The sequence below is a fragment of the Micrococcus sp. KRD077 genome, assembly GCF_017168505.1.
Taxonomy (GTDB): Bacteria; Actinomycetota; Actinomycetes; order Actinomycetales; family Micrococcaceae; genus Micrococcus; species Micrococcus luteus.
Genome location: NZ_JABFAZ010000009.1, coordinates 154,992 through 174,048, shown reverse-complemented (window position 1 = coordinate 174,048; position 19,057 = coordinate 154,992). Strand labels below are relative to the sequence as shown.

General features: G+C 73.2%; 16 protein-coding genes and 2 pseudogenes. 8 read left to right on the top strand and 10 right to left on the bottom strand.

Going from position 1 to position 19,057, the window contains the following annotated elements; genetic code table 11:
* Both J1M39_RS12585 and J1M39_RS03215 read left to right on the top strand, forming a co-directional pair.
* A pseudogene (locus J1M39_RS12585) lies at window positions 1-126 on the top strand (elongation factor Tu); the annotation flags it as partial.
* A gap of 113 nt (window positions 127-239) precedes the next feature.
* Window positions 240-452, top strand: a complete 213-nt coding sequence (locus tag J1M39_RS03215; protein ID WP_036314191.1) for an SPOR domain-containing protein — start codon at window positions 240-242, stop codon at window positions 450-452.
* A 67-nt stretch (window positions 453-519) separates the two neighbouring features.
* Here J1M39_RS03215 and panB read toward each other — a convergent pair whose 3' ends face one another.
* Window positions 520-1,263 carry a 3-methyl-2-oxobutanoate hydroxymethyltransferase gene (panB, locus tag J1M39_RS03210; RefSeq protein ID WP_446740321.1) on the bottom strand — a complete coding sequence of 248 codons (744 nt, stop codon included), beginning with the start codon at window positions 1,261-1,263 and terminating at the stop codon, window positions 520-522.
* Window positions 1,264-1,433: 170 nt separating this feature from the next.
* Here panB and glnA (J1M39_RS03205) point away from each other — a divergent pair, with 170 nt between their 5' ends.
* Together glnA (J1M39_RS03205) and J1M39_RS03200 are read left to right on the top strand one after the other, a co-directional pair.
* Entirely contained in the window at window positions 1,434-2,774 is a 1,341-nt protein-coding gene (glnA, locus tag J1M39_RS03205) for a type I glutamate--ammonia ligase (protein ID WP_036383058.1), read from the top strand.
* A gap of 10 nt (window positions 2,775-2,784) precedes the next feature.
* The gene (locus tag J1M39_RS03200; protein WP_141844051.1) at window positions 2,785-5,907 is read left to right on the top strand and encodes a bifunctional [glutamine synthetase] adenylyltransferase/[glutamine synthetase]-adenylyl-L-tyrosine phosphorylase; all 3,123 of its coding nucleotides are present in this window, start codon (window positions 2,785-2,787) and stop codon (window positions 5,905-5,907) included.
* 66 nt (window positions 5,908-5,973) lie between these two features.
* On the opposite strand, the gene J1M39_RS03195 is transcribed toward J1M39_RS03200, so the two are convergent.
* Complete coding sequence (locus J1M39_RS03195; protein WP_036314199.1) at window positions 5,974-6,978, bottom strand: LLM class flavin-dependent oxidoreductase; 1,005 nt, start codon at window positions 6,976-6,978, stop codon at window positions 5,974-5,976.
* Window positions 6,979-7,131: 153 nt separating this feature from the next.
* Complete coding sequence (gene glnA, locus J1M39_RS03190; protein WP_036314201.1) at window positions 7,132-8,556, bottom strand: type I glutamate--ammonia ligase; 1,425 nt, start codon at window positions 8,554-8,556, stop codon at window positions 7,132-7,134.
* A gap of 151 nt (window positions 8,557-8,707) precedes the next feature.
* Here glnA (J1M39_RS03190) and J1M39_RS03185 point away from each other — a divergent pair, with 151 nt between their 5' ends.
* Window positions 8,708-9,208 (top strand): RDD family protein, encoded by a 501-nt coding sequence (locus tag J1M39_RS03185; RefSeq protein WP_049146950.1) that lies wholly within the window; start codon window positions 8,708-8,710, stop codon window positions 9,206-9,208.
* Between the two features lie 122 nt (window positions 9,209-9,330).
* On the opposite strand, the gene J1M39_RS03180 is transcribed toward J1M39_RS03185, so the two are convergent.
* The 3 genes from J1M39_RS03180 to lipB are packed head-to-tail and all read right to left on the bottom strand — an operon-like array spanning window position 9,331 to window position 11,875.
* Window positions 9,331-10,143, bottom strand: a complete 813-nt coding sequence (locus J1M39_RS03180) for a DUF4191 domain-containing protein (protein WP_036314203.1) — start codon at window positions 10,141-10,143, stop codon at window positions 9,331-9,333.
* Window positions 10,144-10,169: 26 nt separating this feature from the next.
* Entirely contained in the window at window positions 10,170-11,177 is a 1,008-nt protein-coding gene (lipA, locus tag J1M39_RS03175) for a lipoyl synthase (protein ID WP_122054353.1), read from the bottom strand.
* Complete coding sequence (lipB, locus tag J1M39_RS03170) at window positions 11,174-11,875, bottom strand: lipoyl(octanoyl) transferase LipB (protein ID WP_036314221.1); 702 nt, start codon at window positions 11,873-11,875, stop codon at window positions 11,174-11,176. Before lipB ends, lipA begins: the two co-directional genes overlap by 4 nt.
* Before the next feature lie 108 nt (window positions 11,876-11,983).
* Between lipB and J1M39_RS03165 the strand changes: the two genes are divergently transcribed.
* From J1M39_RS03165 to J1M39_RS03155, 3 genes and pseudogenes are all read left to right on the top strand, one after another.
* Window positions 11,984-12,538, top strand: coding sequence for a protein kinase domain-containing protein (locus tag J1M39_RS03165; RefSeq protein ID WP_241253807.1), 555 nt, complete (start codon window positions 11,984-11,986; stop codon window positions 12,536-12,538).
* 59 nt (window positions 12,539-12,597) lie between these two features.
* Window positions 12,598-12,711: pseudogene (locus J1M39_RS03160) on the top strand (cell division protein ZapE); the annotation flags it as partial.
* Window positions 12,712-12,906: 195 nt separating this feature from the next.
* The gene (locus J1M39_RS03155) at window positions 12,907-13,554 is read left to right on the top strand and encodes a hypothetical protein (RefSeq protein WP_241253806.1); all 648 of its coding nucleotides are present in this window, start codon (window positions 12,907-12,909) and stop codon (window positions 13,552-13,554) included.
* 116 nt (window positions 13,555-13,670) lie between these two features.
* On the opposite strand, the gene J1M39_RS03150 is transcribed toward J1M39_RS03155, so the two are convergent.
* The 4 genes from J1M39_RS03150 to J1M39_RS03135 all read right to left on the bottom strand — a co-directional run bounded on the left by J1M39_RS03150 (window position 13,671) and on the right by J1M39_RS03135 (window position 19,025).
* Window positions 13,671-14,015 (bottom strand): hypothetical protein, encoded by a 345-nt coding sequence (locus J1M39_RS03150; RefSeq protein ID WP_010078527.1) that lies wholly within the window; start codon window positions 14,013-14,015, stop codon window positions 13,671-13,673.
* Window positions 14,016-14,033: 18 nt separating this feature from the next.
* Window positions 14,034-15,899 carry a 2-oxoglutarate dehydrogenase, E2 component, dihydrolipoamide succinyltransferase gene (gene sucB / locus J1M39_RS03145; protein ID WP_206496453.1) on the bottom strand — a complete coding sequence of 622 codons (1,866 nt, stop codon included), beginning with the start codon at window positions 15,897-15,899 and terminating at the stop codon, window positions 14,034-14,036.
* Between the two features lie 98 nt (window positions 15,900-15,997).
* On the bottom strand, window positions 15,998-17,377 hold the full coding sequence (gene lpdA, locus J1M39_RS03140; RefSeq protein ID WP_206496452.1) for a dihydrolipoyl dehydrogenase: 1,380 nt from the start codon (window positions 17,375-17,377) through the stop codon (window positions 15,998-16,000).
* Window positions 17,378-17,492: 115 nt separating this feature from the next.
* On the bottom strand, window positions 17,493-19,025 hold the full coding sequence (locus tag J1M39_RS03135; RefSeq protein ID WP_206496463.1) for a leucyl aminopeptidase: 1,533 nt from the start codon (window positions 19,023-19,025) through the stop codon (window positions 17,493-17,495).
* Window positions 19,026-19,057 lie beyond the last annotated feature (32 nt).

Below are 19,057 nucleotides of genomic sequence, written 5' to 3'. Positions count from 1 at the left end.
GACTTCGACGGCGACGAGGCCCCGGTCATCCGCACCTCCGGTCTGAAGGCCCTCGAGGGCGACCCCCAGTGGGTCAAGTCCGTCGAGGACCTCATGGAGGCCGTGGACGAGTTCATCCCGGACCCGGGCTCCGGCGCGGTGGGGCCCGCAGGGCGGGGACCGTTGTGGCTGGACGGGGCGACGGGGTTCTGACGCTGGGACATGTCCTCCAGCCTATCGGCCCGGCTACTGTGGCCCCCATGACCGAGACGAGCGAGTTCTGGTACAACGTCAACACGCATCAGGTGGAGGTGGGCGCCCAGTCGGACTGGTCCCAGCTGCTGGGCCCGTTCGGCACCCGTGAGGAGGCCCAGGCCGCGATGGACCGCGTGCGGGCGAACAACGAGACCGCCGACGCCTGGGACGAGCGCGACGACGACTGGGACAGCCGTCCCGTCGACGACGCCTCCTGACCGCGGCGCCGGACGACGCCGGGCCCCCGTCCCTCGGACGGGGGCCCGGTCGTCTCACGGGGCGGGTTCAGCCCTCGAAGCCGTGCTCCGGGGCCGGGAACGCGCCGTCGAGCACGTCCGCGCGATAGGCCCGGACCGCGTCGCCCACGACCTCGTGCAGGCGGGCGTACTGACGGACGAACCGGGGCACCCGTCCCTCGCGCAGGCCGAGCATGTCCTGCCACACGAGCACCTGGCCCGTGGTGCCCGGGCCCGCGCCGATGCCCACGGTGGGCACCCGCAGCGCGGCGTCGACGGCGGCGGCGACGTCCGAGGGGACCATCTCCATCAGGACGGCGAACGCCCCCGCGGCCTCGAGGGCCCGGGCCGACGCCGTCATCCGCTCGGCCGCCCCCGCGCCGCGGCCCTGCACCCGGTAGCCGCCGAGCACGTGCTCGGACTGCGGGGTGAAGCCGATGTGGGCCATGACCGCGACGCCGGCTGCCGTCATCGCGGCCACGTGCTCGGCGAAGCGCTCGTCGCCCTCCACCTTGACGGCGTGCGCGCCGGACTCCTTCACGAGGCGCACGGCCGACTCGACGGCCTGCCGCGGGGAGGCCTCGTACGAGCCGAAGGGCAGGTCCGCGACCACGAGGGCACGCTCGGCACCGCGCACCACGGCCTGGGTGAACAGGATCATCTGGTCCAGGGTGACCGGCAGGGTGGTGGGATGGCCCAGCACGGTGTTGCCCACCGAGTCGCCCACGAGCAGCACCTCGACGCCGGCCTCGTCGAACAGGGCCGCCGTCATCGCGTCGTAGGTGGTGAGCATCGCGAAGCGCCGGCCCTCGTCCTTGGCCCGCTGCAGGTGGACCGTCCGGTACCGGGACGGGGCGGGCGGCCCGTAGGGGGCGGCAGGTAGGGGGCGGTGTCGTCAGGCTGCCGGGGGGACTGGGGAGCAGACATGGGCCGGAGTCTACGCGGCGCGTCTAGAGTGGCGGCATGGATCGACAGCAGGACTACGTGCTCCGCACCATCGAGGACCGGGACGTCAGGTTCGTCAGGCTCTGGTTCACGGACGTGATCGGTACGCTGAAGTCGGTGGCCCTGTCTCCGGCCGAGGTGGAGAACGCCTTCACGGAGGGCCTGGGCTTCGACGGCTCCTCGATCGACGGATACACCCGCATCTCGGAGTCGGACATGCTGCTGCAGCCCGACCCCTCGACCTTCCAGATCCTGCCGTGGCGCGGCGACCAGGGACAGAGCTCCCGGATGTTCTGCGACGTGCTCACCCCGGACGGCCGACCCGCCCCCGCCGACCCGCGGCACGTGCTGCGCCGCGTGCTGGACCGGGCCGCAGACCGGGGCTTCACGTGCTTCACCCACCCGGAGATCGAGTTCTACCTCCTCCAGTCGGACCAGCCCGGCCCGGACGGGGAGCCGGTGCCCGTGGACCGCGCGGGCTACTTCGACAACGTGCCCGGCTCCGACGCGGCCGACTTCCGCCGCGACGCCGTCAGCCTCCTCGAGGGGATGGGCATCTCCGTCGAGTTCAGCCACCACGAGAACGGCCCCGGCCAGAACGAGATCGACCTGCGCGCGGCGGACGCGCTCACGACGGCGGACAACGTGATGACGTTCCGGACCGTCGTCAAGGAGGTCGCCGCCGCCCAGGGCACGTACGCCACGTTCATGCCCAAGCCGTTCTCCGAGCACCCCGGCTCGGGCATGCACACCCACTTCTCCCTCTTCGAGGGTGACGCGAACGCGTTCTACGACCCGGCGGACGAGTTCCGGCTCTCCGTCACGGGCCGCCGGTTCATCGCGGGCCTGCTGCGCCACTCCGTGGAGATCACCGCGGTGACCCACCAGTTCGTGAACTCCTACAAGCGCCTGTGGGGCGGCGGCGAGGCGCCCTCGTACGTCTCCTGGGGCCACAACAACCGTTCCGCGCTCGTGCGCGTGCCCCTGTACAAGCCGGACAAGGCCGGCTCGGCCCGCATTGAGTACCGCGGCATCGACGCCTCGGCCAACCCGTACCTGGCCTACGCCCTGCTGATCGCGGCCGGGCTCAAGGGCATCGAGGAGGGCTACGAGCTGCCCGAGTCCGCCGCCGAGGACGTCAGCGCGCTGACCACCCACGAGCGGCGCGTGCTCGGCCACGTCCCCCTGCCCGGCACCCTGCACGACGCCCTGCGCGCCGCCGAGGAGTCCGAGTTCGTGGCATCCGTGCTGGGCGAGCACGTCTTCGACGCCCTGCTGCGCAACAAGCGCCAGGAATGGGACGACTACCGGGTGGAGGTCACGCCGTACGAGCTGCGGCGCTACCTCTCCGGCCTCTGAGGCGCCGGCCGTGTCCGCCCTGCCCGACGCGGCGACCGCCGACGCCCCGGACCGCCGCACCCTCGCGCACGCCGGCGTCGCCGACGCCGGCCGCGTGCAGACGCTGCTCACCTCGCCCGAGTTCGAGGGCGTGGACGTGCGTCCCCTCGTCGAGCTCCTCGGCCACGCCGCCGATCCCGACCGGGCCCTGCTGCTGTGGGTGCGCCTGGCCGAGCGCGAGCCCCGCGTCCACCACGCCCTCCGGGACCCCGGGACGACGGCCCGCCTGCTGCGGCTGCTCGGCGCCTCCGAGGCCCTCGGCGAGTTCCTCATCCGCCGTCCCGAGCACCTGGACCTCGTCCTCGACCCGGACGCGGCCGCCGCCACCGCGCCCGCCCTCGCCCAGCCCGACCCGACCGCCGGCGAGCCCTGGGGTGATGCGTCCGCCGCCCTGCGCCGCCTGCTCCTGGACTCGGTGGGCGCCGACCCGGACGCCGACCGCCCCCTCGCGGCCGTCACCGGCAAGGACGCCGCCGTCGCCCTGCGCCGCGCCTACCGCCGCCAGCTGGCCGCGATCGCCCTGCGTGACCTCGACTCCGCCGAGCCCACGGCGGCCATGCCCTCGGTGGGCCGCTGGCTCGCGGACCTGGCCGGCGCCGCCGTGGACGCGGCGCTCGCCGTCTCACGGGCCGTCCTCACCGAGCGGGAGGGCCCCGTGGTGGACCGCCTGGACCTCGCCGTGATCGGCATGGGCAAGTGCGGCGCCGGCGAGCTCAACTACGTCTCGGACGTGGACGTCGTGTTCGCCCACGCCGTCCGCGAGGCCGTGGACGGCGCGGACCCCGACGCCCAGGTCCCGGACGGGCCGCGCGCCGCCGCGCTCGCGGCCGAGCTGGCCGCGGGCATCGGCCGCGTGATCCAGGGTGCGGCCCCCGAGCCGGGGCTGTGGGAAGTGGACGCCAACCTGCGTCCCGAGGGCAAGGACGGCGCCCTGAGCCGCACCGTGGAGTCCCACGCCGAGTACTACCGCCGCTGGGCCCACGGCTGGGAGTTCCAGGCCCTGCTCAAGGCCCGTCCCATCGCGGGCTCGCCACAGCTCGGCGAGCGCTACATCGCGGAGATCTGGCCCCGGGTGTGGGAGTCCTCCTCGCGCGACGGGTTCGTCGAGTCCGTCCGGGCCATGCGCGCCCGGGTCCTGGACACCCTCGCCCCCGCGGAGCGCGAGCGGGAGATCAAGCTCGGGCCCGGCGGTCTGCGCGACGTCGAGTTCACGGCCCAGCTGCTCCAGCTCGTGCACGGCCGTGCGGACGAGTCGCTGCGGGTGCGCGGCACGCTCGACGCGGTGCGGGCGCTGCACGCCGCCTCCTACGTCACCACGCGAGACGCGCGGGCGTTCGACGAGCACTACCGGTGGCTGCGCACCCTCGAGCACCGCATCCAGCTCGTGCACCTGCGGCGCACCCACCTGATGCCGGTCAAGGAGGAGGCCCGCCGCATCGTCGCCCGGTCGATGCGCGGCGCCGCGGACCGGGGCCCCGCCACCGGCGAGGACCTCCAGGCCGAGTTCACGCGCGTGCGCCGCGCCGTGCGCGGTCTCCACGAGACCGTGTTCTACCGGCCGCTGCTGTCGACGACGGCCGCCCTGTCCGCCGAGGACGTGCGGCTGTCCGCGGAGGCCGTCCGCGACCGCCTGGCGGCGCTGGGCTACCGCGACCCGCAGGGCGCCCTGCGGCACATCGAGGCCCTCACGCAGGGCGTCTCGCGCCGGGCCGCGGTCCAGCGGCAACTGCTGCCGGCCATGCTCGGCTGGTTCGCGCGGGGCGCCGACCCCGACGGCGGCCTGCTCGCCTTCCGCCGGCTCTCCGAGTCGCTGGGCGGCACGGCCTGGTATCTGCGGATGCTCCGCGACTCCTCGGACGCCGCCCGACGGCTGTGCCTGGTCCTGTCCGGCTCCCGGTTCGTGGGGGACCTGCTCGAGCACTCGCCCGAGGCCGTGGCCTGGGTGGGCGACGACCGGGAGCTCGACCCCCGGGGCGCGATCCAGCTGTGGCGCCAGGTCGACGCGCGGCTCGACCGCCGCGTGGCCGCGGAGGAGGCCCCCGCGGCCGTGCGCCATGTGCGGCAGGTGCGGCGCAGCGAGACCCTGCGCGTGGCCCTGGCGGACATCTCGGGGCTGCTGGACCTCGAGGCCGTCACCGGGGCCCTGTCGGACATCGACCAGATCACCGTCGTCGGCGCCCTGCGCGTGGCCTCGCGCGCCGTCGTCGGGGACGCCGACCCGCTCACCGACGTGCTCGTGGTGGCCATGGGCCGCCAGGGCGGCCGGGAGATCACCTACGGCTCGGACCTCGACGCCCTGTTCGTGCACCGGCCACGCCCCGGCGTCGACGAGGGGCGGGCGCGCGAGCAGGCCGAGGAGGTCGTCCGCACGCTCATGGCCCTCCTGCAGAAGCCCGTCGCGCCGCCGCTGCCCGGGGAGCGGCGGCTCGAGGTGGACGCCGACCTGCGCCCCGAGGGACGCCAGGGGCCCCTGGTGCGCACCCTGGACTCGTACCGGGAGTACTACGGTCGCTGGGCCGAGGTGTGGGAGCGGCAGGCGCTGCTGCGCGCCCGCCCCCTGGCCGGCGACGACGACCTGGCCACCGACTTCCGCCGCTGGGCCGACGGCGTCCGCTACGCGCAGGACCTCTCGGCCGCCGATGCCCGGGAGATCCGCCGGATCAAGGCCCGCGTGGAGGCCGAGCGGCTGCCCCGCGGGGCGGATCCGGCGCGCCATGTCAAGCTCGGGCGCGGGGGGCTCTCGGACGTCGAGTGGCTCGTGCAGTCAATGCAGCTCAAGCACGCCGGTCAGATCGAGGACCTGCGCGTGACCGGCACGCTGCCGGCGCTGCGGGCGATCGCCCGGCACGACCTGCTGCCCGAGTCCGAGGTCGCCGTGCTGGAGGAGGCGTGGCTGTTGGCCACCCGGATCCGCGCCGCCCTGCTGCTGTGGACGGGCAAGGTCTCGGACGTGCTGCCCACGAACATGCGCGACCTCGAGGCCGTGGCCCGCCTCAGCGGGGTGGGCACGACCGGCGGGGAGCTCGAGGAGCGCTACCTGCGGGTGACCCGCCTGGCCCGTCAGGTGTTCGAGACCCGGTTCTACGGGCTCTGAACGACGCCGGCCCGCCACCTCGACGGGGTGGCGGGCCGGCCGTGCTCCGGTGTCGCGAGCGCCGGCTCAGGCGCGCACGACGTGCTCCCCGAGCAGCTCCAGGGTGCGTCGCCGCACGCCGGCGTCCTGGGCCGCCGTCGTGATGATCAGCTCGTCCGCCTGGACCCGCGCCGCGAAGTCGTGCAGCCACGCCGCCGTCGTCGGGCCGGTGCCCACGGCCGTGCACTCGAGCATCCCGAGCACCTGCTGACCGGCGGGGGAGTGCAGCAGCATCTCGACCTCGTCGTCGGTGAGGGTGCGGCCCCGGCCGAGCATCATCCGGATGCGCGCCCGCTGCGCGGCCTGCCACTCCCGCTCGGCCACCTCCTCGGTGTCCGCGGCGATCACGTTGGCCGCCGCGATGAAGTGCGGCTCCGCGAGGGCCTCGGAGGGCTCGAAGTGCTCCCGGTACAGGCGCGCCGCATGCTCGAGCATCTGCGGTGCGAAGTGGCTCGCGAACGCGTAGCCCAGGCCGAGCTGCGCGGCCAGCTGGGCGCCGAACGCCGAGGAGCCGAGGATGTACAGCGGGACGTTGGTGCCCTTGCCGGGGTAGGCGTCGATGCCGGGGATCAGGCTCTGGCCGGTGAGGTAGCCCTGCAGCTCGAGCACGTCCTGCGGGAAGCGCTCGGCCGCCGACGGATCCCGGCGCAGCGCCTGCAGCGTCCGCTGGTCGGTGCCGGGGGCGCGACCCAGGCCCAGGTCGATGCGGCCGGGGTGCAGCTCGGCCAGGGTGCCGAACTGCTCGGCGATCACCAGCGGCGAGTGGTTGGGCAGCATGACGCCGCCGGAGCCGAGGCGGATCGAGTCGGTGTGCGCGGCCACGTGCGCGATGAGTACGGCCGTGGCGGAGGAGGCGATGGAGGGCATGTTGTGGTGCTCCGCGTACCAGACGCGCCGGAAGCCGGCGGCCTCGGCGACGCGGGCCTGCTCCACGGATTCGGCGAAGGCTTCGCCCATCGGGGCGCCGTCGCGGACGAGGGCGAGGTCCAGCAGGGACAGCGGCAGGGGGGTGGGGGCGGTGTGCTCGGTCATGGTGCTCCTGGTCTGCGGGCCGCCCGGCCGGGCGGAGGTCTCCACAGATCCAGCGCCCACCGGCCCCGGACTATTCCGCGGCCGGGCACGACGACGGCCGCCCGCCTCCGGCGTGGGAGACGAACGGCCGTCGTCGGGGCCGCGGCGGGCGGATCAGACCGAGTAGTACAGCTCGAACTCGTAGGGGTTCGGGCGCAGGGCCAGCGGGGCAATCTCCATCTCGCGCTTGTACGCGATCCAGGTCTCGATCAGCTCCTCGGTGAACACGTCGCCGGCCAGGAGGAACTCGTGGTCCTCCTCGAGGGCGTTCAGGGCCTCGTCCAGGGTGGCGGGTGCCTTCTGGATGTCGGCGGCCTCCTCGGCCGGCAGCTCGTAGAGGTCCTTGTCGATCGGCTCGGCCGGCTCGATGCGGTTGCGGATGCCGTCCAGGCCGGCCATCAGCTGCGCGGCGAACGCGAGGTACGGGTTGCCCGAGGCGTCCGGGGCGCGGAACTCGATGCGCTTGGCCTTCGGGTTGGAGCCGGTGATCGGGATGCGGATGCCCGCCGAGCGGTTGCCCTGCGAGTAAACCATGTTCACGGGGGCCTCGAAGCCCGGCACCAGGCGGCGGTAGGAGTTCACCGTGGGGTTGGTGAAGGCCAGGACCGCGGAGGCGTGCTTCAGCAGGCCGCCGATGTACCAGCGGGCGGTGTCCGAGAGGTTCGCGTAGCCCTTCTCGTCGAAGAACAGCGGCTCGCCGCCGTTCCAAAGGGACTGGTGGCAGTGCATGCCGGAGCCGTTGTCGCCGAAGACGGGCTTGGGCATGAAGGTCGCGGACTTGCCGAACATGTTGGCGACGTTCTTGACGACGTACTTGAACTTCTGCAGGTCGTCCGCCGAGTGGGTCAGCGTGTTGAAGCGGTAGTTGATCTCCGCCTGGCCCGCGGCGCCCACCTCGTGGTGGGAGCGCTCTACCTCGAGGCCGACCTCGGCCAGGACCGAGCAGATCTCGTCGCGCAGGTCGGCCTGCTTGTCCGTGGGGGAGACGGGGAAGTAGCCGCCCTTGAGGCCGGTCTTGTGGCTCAGGTTGCCGCCCTCGTCCTCGCGGGAGGCGTTCCACCAGGCCTCGTCCGAGTCCACGGCGTAGAACGAGCCGCGGGGGGAGGACTCGTAGCGGACGTCCTCGAAGATGAAGAACTCGGCCTCGGGGGCGAAGAACGCCGTGTCGGCGATGCCGGAGGAGCTCAGGTAGGCCTCCGCGCGCTGGGCCACGCCGCGCGGGTCGCGCAGGTAGGGCTCGCCGGTGCGGGGGTTCACGATGGAGAAGTTCATCGTGAGGGTCTTGCGGACCCGGAAGGGGTCCACGAAGGCCGTCGCGACGTCCGGGATGAGCTGCATGTCGGACTCGGCGATGCCGGCGAAGCCCCGGATCGAGGAGCCGTCGAAGAGCTGGCCCGTGACGAAGAAGTCCTCGTCGACGCTCGAGGCGGGCACGTTGAAGTGGTGCTGCATGCCGGGGAGGTCGGTGAAGCGGACGTCGACGAACTCGATCCCCTCATCCTTGATGTACGCGAGGACGTCCGCGGGGGAGGTGAACATGGTGCGCTCCTGTGGTCGTGACGATGGTGGCATGTCCGGCACGGCGGCGCTGGCGTGGCGGGTGTCATCACCCTACTTGCCCGGCGGCCTCCGTGGGCGTCGGTGACGCCCCACGGCGAGCCTCGCGGTTCCGCGCCGGTAGGCTGGGCCGGTGGCACGCAGAGCACCCGACCCCGCGCAAGAGCCCGAACCGACCCGCCGCGACGAGCCGCTGATCACCCGGCGCGACCTCGCCGGCTGGGTGGACGGTCCGGGCGGCGGCCTGGCCGGCGGCCGCTGGCCGGGGGACCTGCTGGGCCTGCCCGAGCACGGCCCGACCTCGATGGCCACTGCGGCCCGCCGCGCCGTCGCCCTCGTGATCGACTGGTTCCTGGCCCTGGGCGTGTCCTGGCTGCTCTTCGACTCCGACGCGATCGCCACCCTGATGGTCTTCGCCACCATGCACATCCTGGGCATCACCCTGCTGGCCACCACCGTGGGCAAGGCCGTGTGCCGCACCCAGGTGGTGCGCCTCGGCGGCCGGACCGCCCCCGTGCACCGCGTGGTGGTGCGCACGGCGCTGCTGTGCCTCGTGCTGCCGGCCGTCGTCGTCGGCCCGGACGGCCGCGGCATGCACGACAAGGTCGCCGGCACCGTCGAGATCCGCATGTGAGCGCACCGGCCCGCGCCGGACGACGCCGGATCCGACTCGACGCGAGGCCGGACACGACGAAAGGGGGGCGCCCCGCCGAATCCTCGGCGGGGCGCCCCCCTTTCGCGCGGGTGCGTCGGCGCTCAGCGGCCGCGCATGGCGCGCCGGCTCGGGCGCACCTTGTTCGGGTCGACGCCCTTGGGGATGGGCAGCCGGTTGGTGTTGAGCGCGGTCAGACGCTTGTCCACGGCCTGGACCTCCTGCGCCGTGAGGGCCTTCTTCATGCCCTTGAGCGTGCCGGGCAGCTCGTGCAGCGGGACCTGGCCCTGGCCGTTGCCGGACTCCACCACGGTGACGGGCACGCCGGGCAGGAAGCGGCGCATGGCCTTCTCCTCCTTGACCACCAGCGCGGCGACGCGGGGGGAGGGGCCCTCCGTCACCAGCACGACGCCCGGCCGGCCCACGGCGCGGTAGACGAGGTCCTGGGTCTTCGGGTTCACGGCGGCCGGCTGCTCGGACACGATCCAGCCGCGGCCCAGCGTGGAGAGCGCGGCGCCGGCGGCGCCGGGGCGGCCCTCGAGCTGGGCGAACCCGGCGCGGCGCGCCTTCCGGTTCAGGATGACGACGGCGGCGAGCACACCGAACGGGATCGCGATGAGCAGCCACGTGATCCAGTTGTCCAGCAGGAGGCCGATGACGAGGCCGACGACCAGGGCGCCCAGGAAGGCCAGCAGCATCCACAGTCCGACCTTGGGGTCGTGCGCCTTGGTCATGGCGTAGGCCTGCTTGAGCTGGGAGATCACGCCCGGGCCCTTCGTGGCGCGCTTGTCCCGGCGCTGGGCCTTCGCCTGCTCCTTCTCGCGGAGGCGACGCTCGCGCTGCATGGCCTTGACCTCCTTGAGCGTGGCGGAGGTGGAGCCGGAGGAGGACGCGGGGGGCTGGCTGTTCTTCGTCATGACGGGGTCCAGTCTAGTCGGGCGGCTCAGGACATCTGGGCGACGACGGCGGAGGCCTCCTGGCGGGCGGTCTTCTCCCCGGCCAGGTGCGCCAGGTTCTCCGGCAGGGTCCGGCCGAGGCGCTGCATGGCCTGCGCATAGAGCTTGCCCGCGCGGTACGACGAGCGCACCAGCGGGCCCGCCATGACGCCCTGGAAACCGATCTCCTCGGCGCGCTGGGACCAGTGGACGAACTCCTGCGGCTTCACCCAGCGGTCGATGGGGTGGTGCAGCTTCGAGGGCCGCACGTACTGCGTGATGGTGATGATGTCGCAGCCGGCCTCGTGCAGGTCCACCAGGGCCTGGTCGATCTCGTGGTCCTCCTCGCCCATGCCGAGGATGAGGTTGGACTTGGTCACGAGCCCGTCGGCCTTGGCCATCGTGAGCACCCGGAGGGACTTCTCGTACGTGAAGGCCGGGCGGATGCGCTTGAAGATGCGCGGCACCGTCTCCAGGTTGTGCGCGAACACCTCGGGCCGCGCGTCGAACACCTGCTGGACGAGCTCCGGCACCGCGCCGAAGTCCGGCGGCAGGATCTCGACGCCGGTCCCCGGGTTGAGCGCGTGGATGCGGCGGATGGTCTCCGCGTAGAGCCACGCCGCGCCGTCCTTCTGGTCGTCACGGGCCACGCCCGTGACGGTGGCGTACCGCAGGTCCATCTCGCGGATGTTCTCGGCGACCTTCTGCGGCTCCTCCATGTCCAGGGGGCGCGGCTTGCCGGAGGTGATGTCGCAGAAGTCACACCGGCGGGTGCAGATGTCCCCGCCGATGAGGAACGTGGCCTCGCGGTCCTCCCAGCACTCGAAGATGTTGGGGCAGCCGGCCTCCTCGCACACGGTGTGCAGGCCGGCGGACTTGACCTTGTTCTTCAGGCCGATGTACTCGGGGCCCATGTGGACCTTGGCCTTGATCCACTCGGGCTTGCGCTCGACGGGCACCTCGGCGTTGCGCGCCTCCACGCGCAGCAGGCGGCGTCCTTCGGGGGCGAGGCTCATGCGGGGATTCCTTCCGTGGGGGTGACGGCGATGTACGCAGGCCCGAGCTCGTCCAGATGACGGGTGAGCACCGGCACGACGTCGGCCGGGGTGATGGTCCGGCCCGTCTCGACCGACAGGGTGGTGGTGGCGGCGTCCGTGATGCCGCACGCGATGATGCCCTCGTAGGGGGCCAGGGAGTTGGAGCAGTTCAGTGCGAAGCCGTGCATCGAGACGCCGTCGTGGATGGACAGGCCGATGGCGCCGACCTTGCGGTCCGGGCGGGCCGTGCCGTCGTCGTCCCGGTCCGCGAGGACCCAGATGCCTGCCCGCCCGTCCACGCGGACGGCCGTGACGCCGAACTCGGCGGCGGTGCGGATCAGCAGCTCCTCGAGGAACCAGACGTAGTCCTTGACGTGGGCACGGTCGCGCAGCCGGACCACGGGGTAGCCGACCAGCTGGCCCGGCCCGTGCCATGTGATCTTGCCGCCGCGGTCCACGTCCACGACGGGGGCGCCGTCCGTGGGGCGCTCGGCGTCCTCGGTGCGGCGACCGGCCGTGTAGACGGCTTCGTGCTCCAGGAGGAGGAATTCGCCGTCGGAGCGGCCGGCGACGACGTCCGCGTGCAGGGCGCGCTGGGCGTCCCAGGCGGCGTGGTAGTCCACCAGGTCGGGCGCCAGGCCGAGCACGCGCAGGGGCGGCAGGGGTGTCTCGGGCATGACGTCCACTGTAGTCCTCGGGCCCGGACCTGTGGACAACCGCCGTGACGCTCGGGGACATGCGGCACCCTGGGCTGGAACGGACGGCGCGGCGGAGAGGGGAGACCGATGCGGGACTGGGACGAGGCGGACGGCGGCGCGGCCGGACGCGTCGGCGGCGGGCCGGAGACCGAACCGGAGAGGTCGTCGGAGCCGGGCACGGCTGCGCCGCGCGCCCCGGGCTGGGAACCCGTCCGGCTGCTCGGCGCGGGCGCCCAGGCGGAGGTCTGGCTCGTCGAGGACGGTCGGGGCGTCCGGGCCGCCCTGAAGGTGCCCCGTGCCGGCGCGGCGCCGGATGCGCTGGCGGCGGAGGCGCAGGCCGGACGGGTCGCGCATCCCCATCTGCTGCGCGTGCTCGGCGTGGTGGAGACGGACCGGGGCCTCGGGGTCCTCACCGAGCACCGCGCGGCCGGCACGCTGCAGGACATGGTGCAGCGGGTCGGACCCCTGAGCCCGGGGCAGGCCGTCACCGTGCTCGTCCCGATCGCCCAGGCTCTCGCGTGCCTGCACCGCGAGGGGGTGGTGCACGGCGACGTGTCCCCGGCGAACGTCCTGTTCGGCGTCGACGGCAGCCCGGCCCTCGCCGACCTCGGCGTCGCCCGGGTGGTCGGCGGCTGTCTCTAATACACATCTCCGAGCCCACGAGACGGAGCTACATCTCGTATGACGTCTTCTGCTACGCCCTGTTCACGCAGGAGATGATGCACGGCGGGTACATGAAGAAGTACTTCCGCACGGTCTCCCGCATGACCGCCCTGGTCCGGGAGGGCCAGACGGGTGTGGCCGAGCACAAGTGAGCCGCCGCAGCCGTATACGCGACGGCCCGGCCCGAGCCGGTCCCGCTGGGAGAGGCCGCCCCCGCCGAGGTGGCGCACCTGCTGCCCACGGTGCTGCCGGGCTCCGGGCCCACGCGGCGACGCCGACGACGCGCGGCTCCGAGACGGCGCGCGCTCGCGCGCCGACGGGGGGCGGCGCCACGCCGGGGCGTCCTCGTGGCCGCCGGGCTGGCCACCGCGCTGGCCGTCGGCGGCGGCACCGCCGGGCTGTGGTGGCCGGCGTCCCTGGGCGACGCGACGGAGGGGGCGCCGGAGCCGGCGGGCGCGGTGCCGGCCGGCACCTCGGTGGACGCGGCGCGCCCGGCGGACGGGACGCCGGAGAGCGGGACGCCGGCGAGGGTGCCGGACGCGGGTGCCCCCGGCGAAGACGCCGCCGGGGAGGACGCCGTCGACGTGGGCGAGGCGCTGGCCGCGGTCGGCCATGCCCGGACTGCCGCGCTCATCGACCCGGAGCCTGCGCGACTGGACGCCTACGCCGTGCCCGGGGGACCGGCGTGGGAGAACGACCGGGATCTGCTGCGCCGGCTGACGGACGAGGGGTTCGCCTTCTCCGGCCTCGAGGTGACGGTGGAGCAGGCCGGACCCGCCCGGCGGGCCGGGGACGACGCGCTGCGTGTCGACGCCGTGCTCCGGACGTCGGCCCACACCGTGCTGGACCGCGCGGGACGCGTGGCGGCGCATCGGGAGGCGACGGCCGAGGAGGTCGTGCTGGTCCTGCGCAGCGGCCACGGAGAGGGCCCCGAGGGGCGGGACGGCGGCGCGGCGGGTCGGACGTGGCGGGTCGAGACCGTCGATCCGCGCTGACCCCGGGCCCGGATCCAGCGCCGGAGGCCGGCGGTCCAGACGGGGGGACGCCGCGGGCCCCGGGGAGAAGCTCCCCGGGGCCCGCGGCGTGGTGCGGCGTCAGCCGCCTGGGCTGATCACTGCCAGAGGACGGCGACCAGGATGTTCACCAGGCCCAGACCGCCCACCGCGTGGGCCAGGCCCGTGGGCACGACCTCCCCGCGGTTGGACTTGCGGCGGCCGATCAGGGCGGCCACGAAGACGATGACGCCGATCAGGAACTTGACGCCCAGCTTCATGTGGTTCGGCTCCCCGCTCATGGCGAGGCCGAAAAGCACCACGCCGGAGACGATCATGCCCACGGAGCCCCACCACTGCGAGGTGGTGACGGTCGGGTTGCGGAAGTGCGCGAACCAACCGCCCACGATCGCTGCGGCGGACACGATGTGCACGGCCACCAGGATGCTGTGCAGGATATCCACAGTCCTTCTCCCTTTCCGTCAGAGACCCAGCTCGTTGGCGAACTCGCCGCCCTCGAGACGCTGACGCAGCGTCGTCAGGAAGCGGCCCGCGTCGGCCCCGTCCACCAGGCGGTGGTCGTAGGTCAGGGACAGGTACATCATGTGGCGGATGGCGATCGAGTCGTTGCCGTCCGCGTCGGTCACCACCATGGGGCGCTTGACGATCGCACCGATGCCCAGGATCGCGACCTGCGGCTGGTTGATGATCGGCGTGTCGAACAGCGCGCCCACGGAGCCGATGTTCGTGATCGAGAACGTGCCGCCCGAGAGCTCGTCCGGCGAGATCTTGTTCGTGCGGGTGCGCTCGGCCACGTCGGCGATCTTCTGGGCGAGGCCCGTCAGGTTCAGGGAGCCGGCGTCCTTGATGACGGGCACCAGCAGCCCCTTCTCCGTGTCCACGGCGATCGCGATGTCCTCGGACGCGTGGTACGTGATTTCCTTGTTGTCCTCGGAGAACGACGCGTTCAGCTTGGGGTGCTGCTTGAGGGCCTCGGCGACCGCCTTGGTGATGAACGGCAGGTACGTCAGGTTCACGCCGGCCTGCTGCTGGAAGGAGGCCTTGGCCTTCTTGCGCAGCTGCACGATGCGGGTGACGTCCACCTCGTGCACCTGGGTCAGCTGGGCGGACAGGTCGAGGGACTCGCGCATGCGCTGGGCGATGACCTGGCGGATGCGCGGCGCCTTCTCCACCTCGCCGCGGACCGAGGGGTCCACGGAGGAGCTCGCGGCCGGGGCGGACGCAGCGGCCGGGGCGGACGACGGGGCGGCAGCCTCGGAGGCCTGCTCGGCCGGAGCCTCGGACCCGCCCGCGGCGGCCTGCGAGGCCAGCGCGGCGGCGAGCACGTCCTGCTTGCGGATGCGGCCGCCGACGCCCGTGCCGCGAACCGTGGACAGGTCCACGTTGTTCTGGTGGGCCAGGCGGCGCACCAGCGGGGTCACGTAGCCCTGGCCGGGCTCGGTGGCGGAGGGCGCCTCGGCGGACTCGGCCTGCGCGGAGTCGCGCTCAGCGGACTCGCGCCGGGAGGCCTCCTCGGACGGAGACGCCTCCGGCGTCTTCTCCGACTTCTCGGCGCCGGCGGCCTCGGCGGCCTCCTCGGTCTCCTCGGGGGCCTCGGCCTCGGTCGCCTTGTCCTCGATCTCCTCGGCGGACGCCTCGTCCTGACCGGAGGAGCCCTCCGACGGGGCGGAGCCGCCGCCGGCGGAGCCGGAGCCGACGAGTGCGAGGACGGCGCCCACCTCGACGGTGTCGTCCTCCTCCGCACGGATCTCCAGGAGGGTGCCCGCCACGGGGGAGGGGATCTCGGTGTCGACCTTGTCGGTGGAGACCTCGAGCAGCGGCTCGTCGACCTCGACCTCGTCGCCGACGGACTTCAGCCAGCGGGTCACGGTGCCCTCGGTCACGGACTCGCCCAGCGCGGGCAGGGTGACCTCGGAGGCCTCGCCGCCGGCCGACGGGGCCCCGTCCGAGCCCTGGTCGGTGGAGGCGCGCTCCTCCGGAGCCGGCTCGCCTGCGGGCTCCTGCTGGGCGTCGTCCTGCTGCGCCTCCTCGACGGCGGGCTCCTCGGCCGCGGCGTCGTCCTCCGACGCGTCGGCGGAGCCGCCGCCGGAGCCGTCGCCGATCGTGACCAGCGGGGCGCCGACCTCGACCGTGTCGTCCTCCTCGACCAGGATCTCCTCGAGCACGCCGGCCACGGGGGACGGGATCTCGGTGTCGACCTTGTCGGTGGAGACCTCCACCAGGGGCTCGTCGACGGCGACCTCGTCGCCGACGGCCTTGAGCCAGCGGGTCACGGTGCCCTCGGTGACGGATTCGCCCAGGGCGGGCAGGTTCACGGTTTCAGACATGGTTCCGATGCTCCTCATGAGGGGTGGGCGCCGGGGGCGCCCACCCGGGGTTGCGAGGTGGGCCCGACGCACGGGCCCGGGATGGTCAGTGCGGTGGGTCAGCTGTGCAGCGGGTGGCCGAACAGGGCCATGGCGGCCTCGCCCAGGGCCTCGTTCTGCGTGGGGTGCGCGTGCACGAACTGGGCGACGTCCTCGGGGTAGGCCTCCCAGTTCACGATGAGCTGCGCCTCGCCGATCTGCTCGCCGATGCGCTTGCCGATGCCGTGCACGCCCACGATCGGGCCGTTCTTCTGGCGGATCATCTTGATGATGCCGCCGGTGCCGAGGATCGAGGACTTGCCGTTGCCGGCCAGGTTGTACTCGGCGACCTCGACGTTGTCCTTGCCGAACTCCTCCTCCGCCTTGGGCTGGGTGTAGCCCACGGACATGATCTCCGGCTCGGTGAAGGTGACCTTCGGGATGTTGATGTCCTCGACGACCATCGGCTTGTTGCCGGCGATCTCCTCGGCCACGAAGATGCCCTGCTGGAAGCCGCGGTGCGCCAGCTGCAGACCAGGAACGATGTCGCCCACGGCGTAGATGTTGCCGACGCCGGTGTGCAGACGCTCGTCGGTGAGGACGAAGCCGCGGTCCATCTTGACGCCCTGCTCCTCGTAGCCGAGGCCCTCGGTGTTCGGGCCGCGGCCGACGGCGACGAGGCAGACCTCGGCCTCGAACTCCTTGCCGTCCGCGAGGGTCACCTTGACGCCCGAGTCGGTCTCCTCGACCTTGTCGAAGAACGTGCCCAGGTTGGTCTTGATGCCCTTCTTCTTGAACTCGCGCTCGAGGACCTTGATGATCGCCGGGTCCTCGTTGGGGACCAGGGTCTTCAGGCCCTCGATGATGGTGACGTCGACGCCGAAGGAGTTCCACAGGGACGCGAACTCGGAGCCGATGACACCGCCGCCGAGCACGATGGCCGACTTCGGGGTGTAGTCCAGCTCGAGGGCCTCCGTGGAGGTCATGATCTTCTTGGAGATGGGCAGGCCCATGGTCTTGGCCACGGAGCCGGAGGCCAGCACGATGTTCTCCGCCGTGTAACGGGTGCCGTCGACCTCGACCTCGTTCTTCGAGACGAGCTTGCCCTCGCCCTCGATGACTTGGACCTTGCGCATCTTCAGCAGGCCGGCCAGGCCCTTGTGCTTGCCGGCGACGATGCCGTCCTTGTAGTCGCGCACCTTCGCCATGTCCACGGACTCGAGGGTCGCGTTGATACCGAACTTGGCGGCGTTGCGGGTCTCGTCGGCCACCTCGGCGGCGTGCAGGTAGGCCTTCGTGGGGATGCAGCCCCAGTGCAGGCAGGTGCCGCCGACCTTGGACTTCTCCACGAGGGCGACGGACTTGCCGTACTGCACGGAACGCAGGGCTGCGGCGTACCCGGCGGAGCCACCGCCGAGGACGAGGACGTCGAATTCCTGAGCGGTTGCCTTGTCGGCCACGGTGTTGCTCCTTGGTGCTGGGGTCGGTGGATCGTGGTGGTGGTGCGTCACCGCCACCCCCGGCCGTCGGCGGCGGGCCGCGCGGCCGGGGACGCGGTGGACATCGGGACCAACCTTACCGGGCACGCCCCTCGATGAGACCCACCAGGGTCCGCACCATCACGCCGGTGGCGTCCTGCGGGGTGTAGCCGTACGCGGCCGACTCGTTGAAGGAGGGGCCGGCGATGTCGAGGTGGGCCCAGGGGGTCCGTGCGGCGGCGTCGCCCTCCGACCGTCCGGCGTCGACGAATTCGCGCAGGAAGGTGGCGGCGGTCATCATGCCGCCGAAGCGGTCGCCCATGTTGGAGATGTCCGCGACGCGCGAAGTGAGCGAGGCGCGCAGCTGCTCCGGCAGGGGCATGCCCCACGCGAGCTCCCCGGCCGCGTCGGCCGCGGCGACGACCTCGTCGCGCAGCGCGTCGTCACCCATGACGCCCGTGTGGCGCACGCCGAGGGCGACCAGCTGGGCACCGGTGAGGGTGGCCACGTCGAGCACCGCGTCGGGTCGCTCGTCGGTGGCCGCCACGAGGGCGTCGGCCATGACGACGCGGCCCTCGGCGTCCGTGTTCATGACCTCCACGGTCTTGCCGCCGTACATCGTGATGACGTCGGACGGGCGGATGGCGGTGCCCGAGGGCATGTTCTCGGCCAGCGCCAGCCAGCCGGTCACCTTCACAGGGACGTCCAGGGCCGCGGCGGCGCGCACGACGGCGAAGACGGTGGCGGCGCCGGCCATGTCCGACTTCATCGTCATCATCGAGGCGGCGGGCTTCAGCGAGATGCCGCCCGTGTCGAAGGTGATGCCCTTGCCCACCAGCGCGATGTGCGCGGCGGCGTCGGCCGGCGCGTGCTCGATGCGCACGAGCCGCGGCGGGCGGGAGGAGCCCTGGCCGATCGCGAGGATGCCGCCGAAGCCCTCGGCGCGCAGGCGGTCCTCGTCCCACACGTCCACGCTCACGGACGAGTCCGCGAGGTCCTCCGCGACGGCGTCCGCGAACGTGGCCGGGTAGAGGTGCGAGGGGGCCGTGTTCACCAGGTCGCGCACGGCGCAGACCGCGTCGCCCACGACGGCGGCCCGGCGCAGCACGGGGTCGGCGTCCGCGGCGGCGAGCGGGGTGACGACCTCGAGCTCGCGGACGGGACGGGACGAGTCCGCCTCGGCGCGGGCGCGCTCGGACTTCTGGGCGGTGAAGGCGTACGCACCCAGGACGGCGCCCTCGGCGACGGCGGCCAGTCGGGCCGGGGTGTCGGCCGGCAGGGCCAGGGCCACGGCGTCGGTGCCGGCCAGGGAGCGCACGGCAGCCCCAGCGGCGCGGCGCAGGGACTCGTCCGAGGCCTCGCCGTCGTCGTCCAGACCGCCGACGCCGGCCAGGACCAGCAGCGGCACCGGCACGCCGCCCAGCCCCGGGAGGCGGTGGACCTCGTCCTCGGCGCCCCGCACGCCCAGCAGCTCGAACGAGGCCTCGAGGGCGGTGGCCGCCTCGGCCGGCAGCGCGTCCGTCAGGAGCACGGGGCCGTCCGGACCGGTGCCCACCCCCACCACGAGGGCGGAGGCGGTCAGGTCCTCCAGGGCGCGGGCGGTCAGGGTCGGGCGGTCCAGGGTGATCACGGACGGGCCTCTCTTCCGGCGGTGGGGGGATG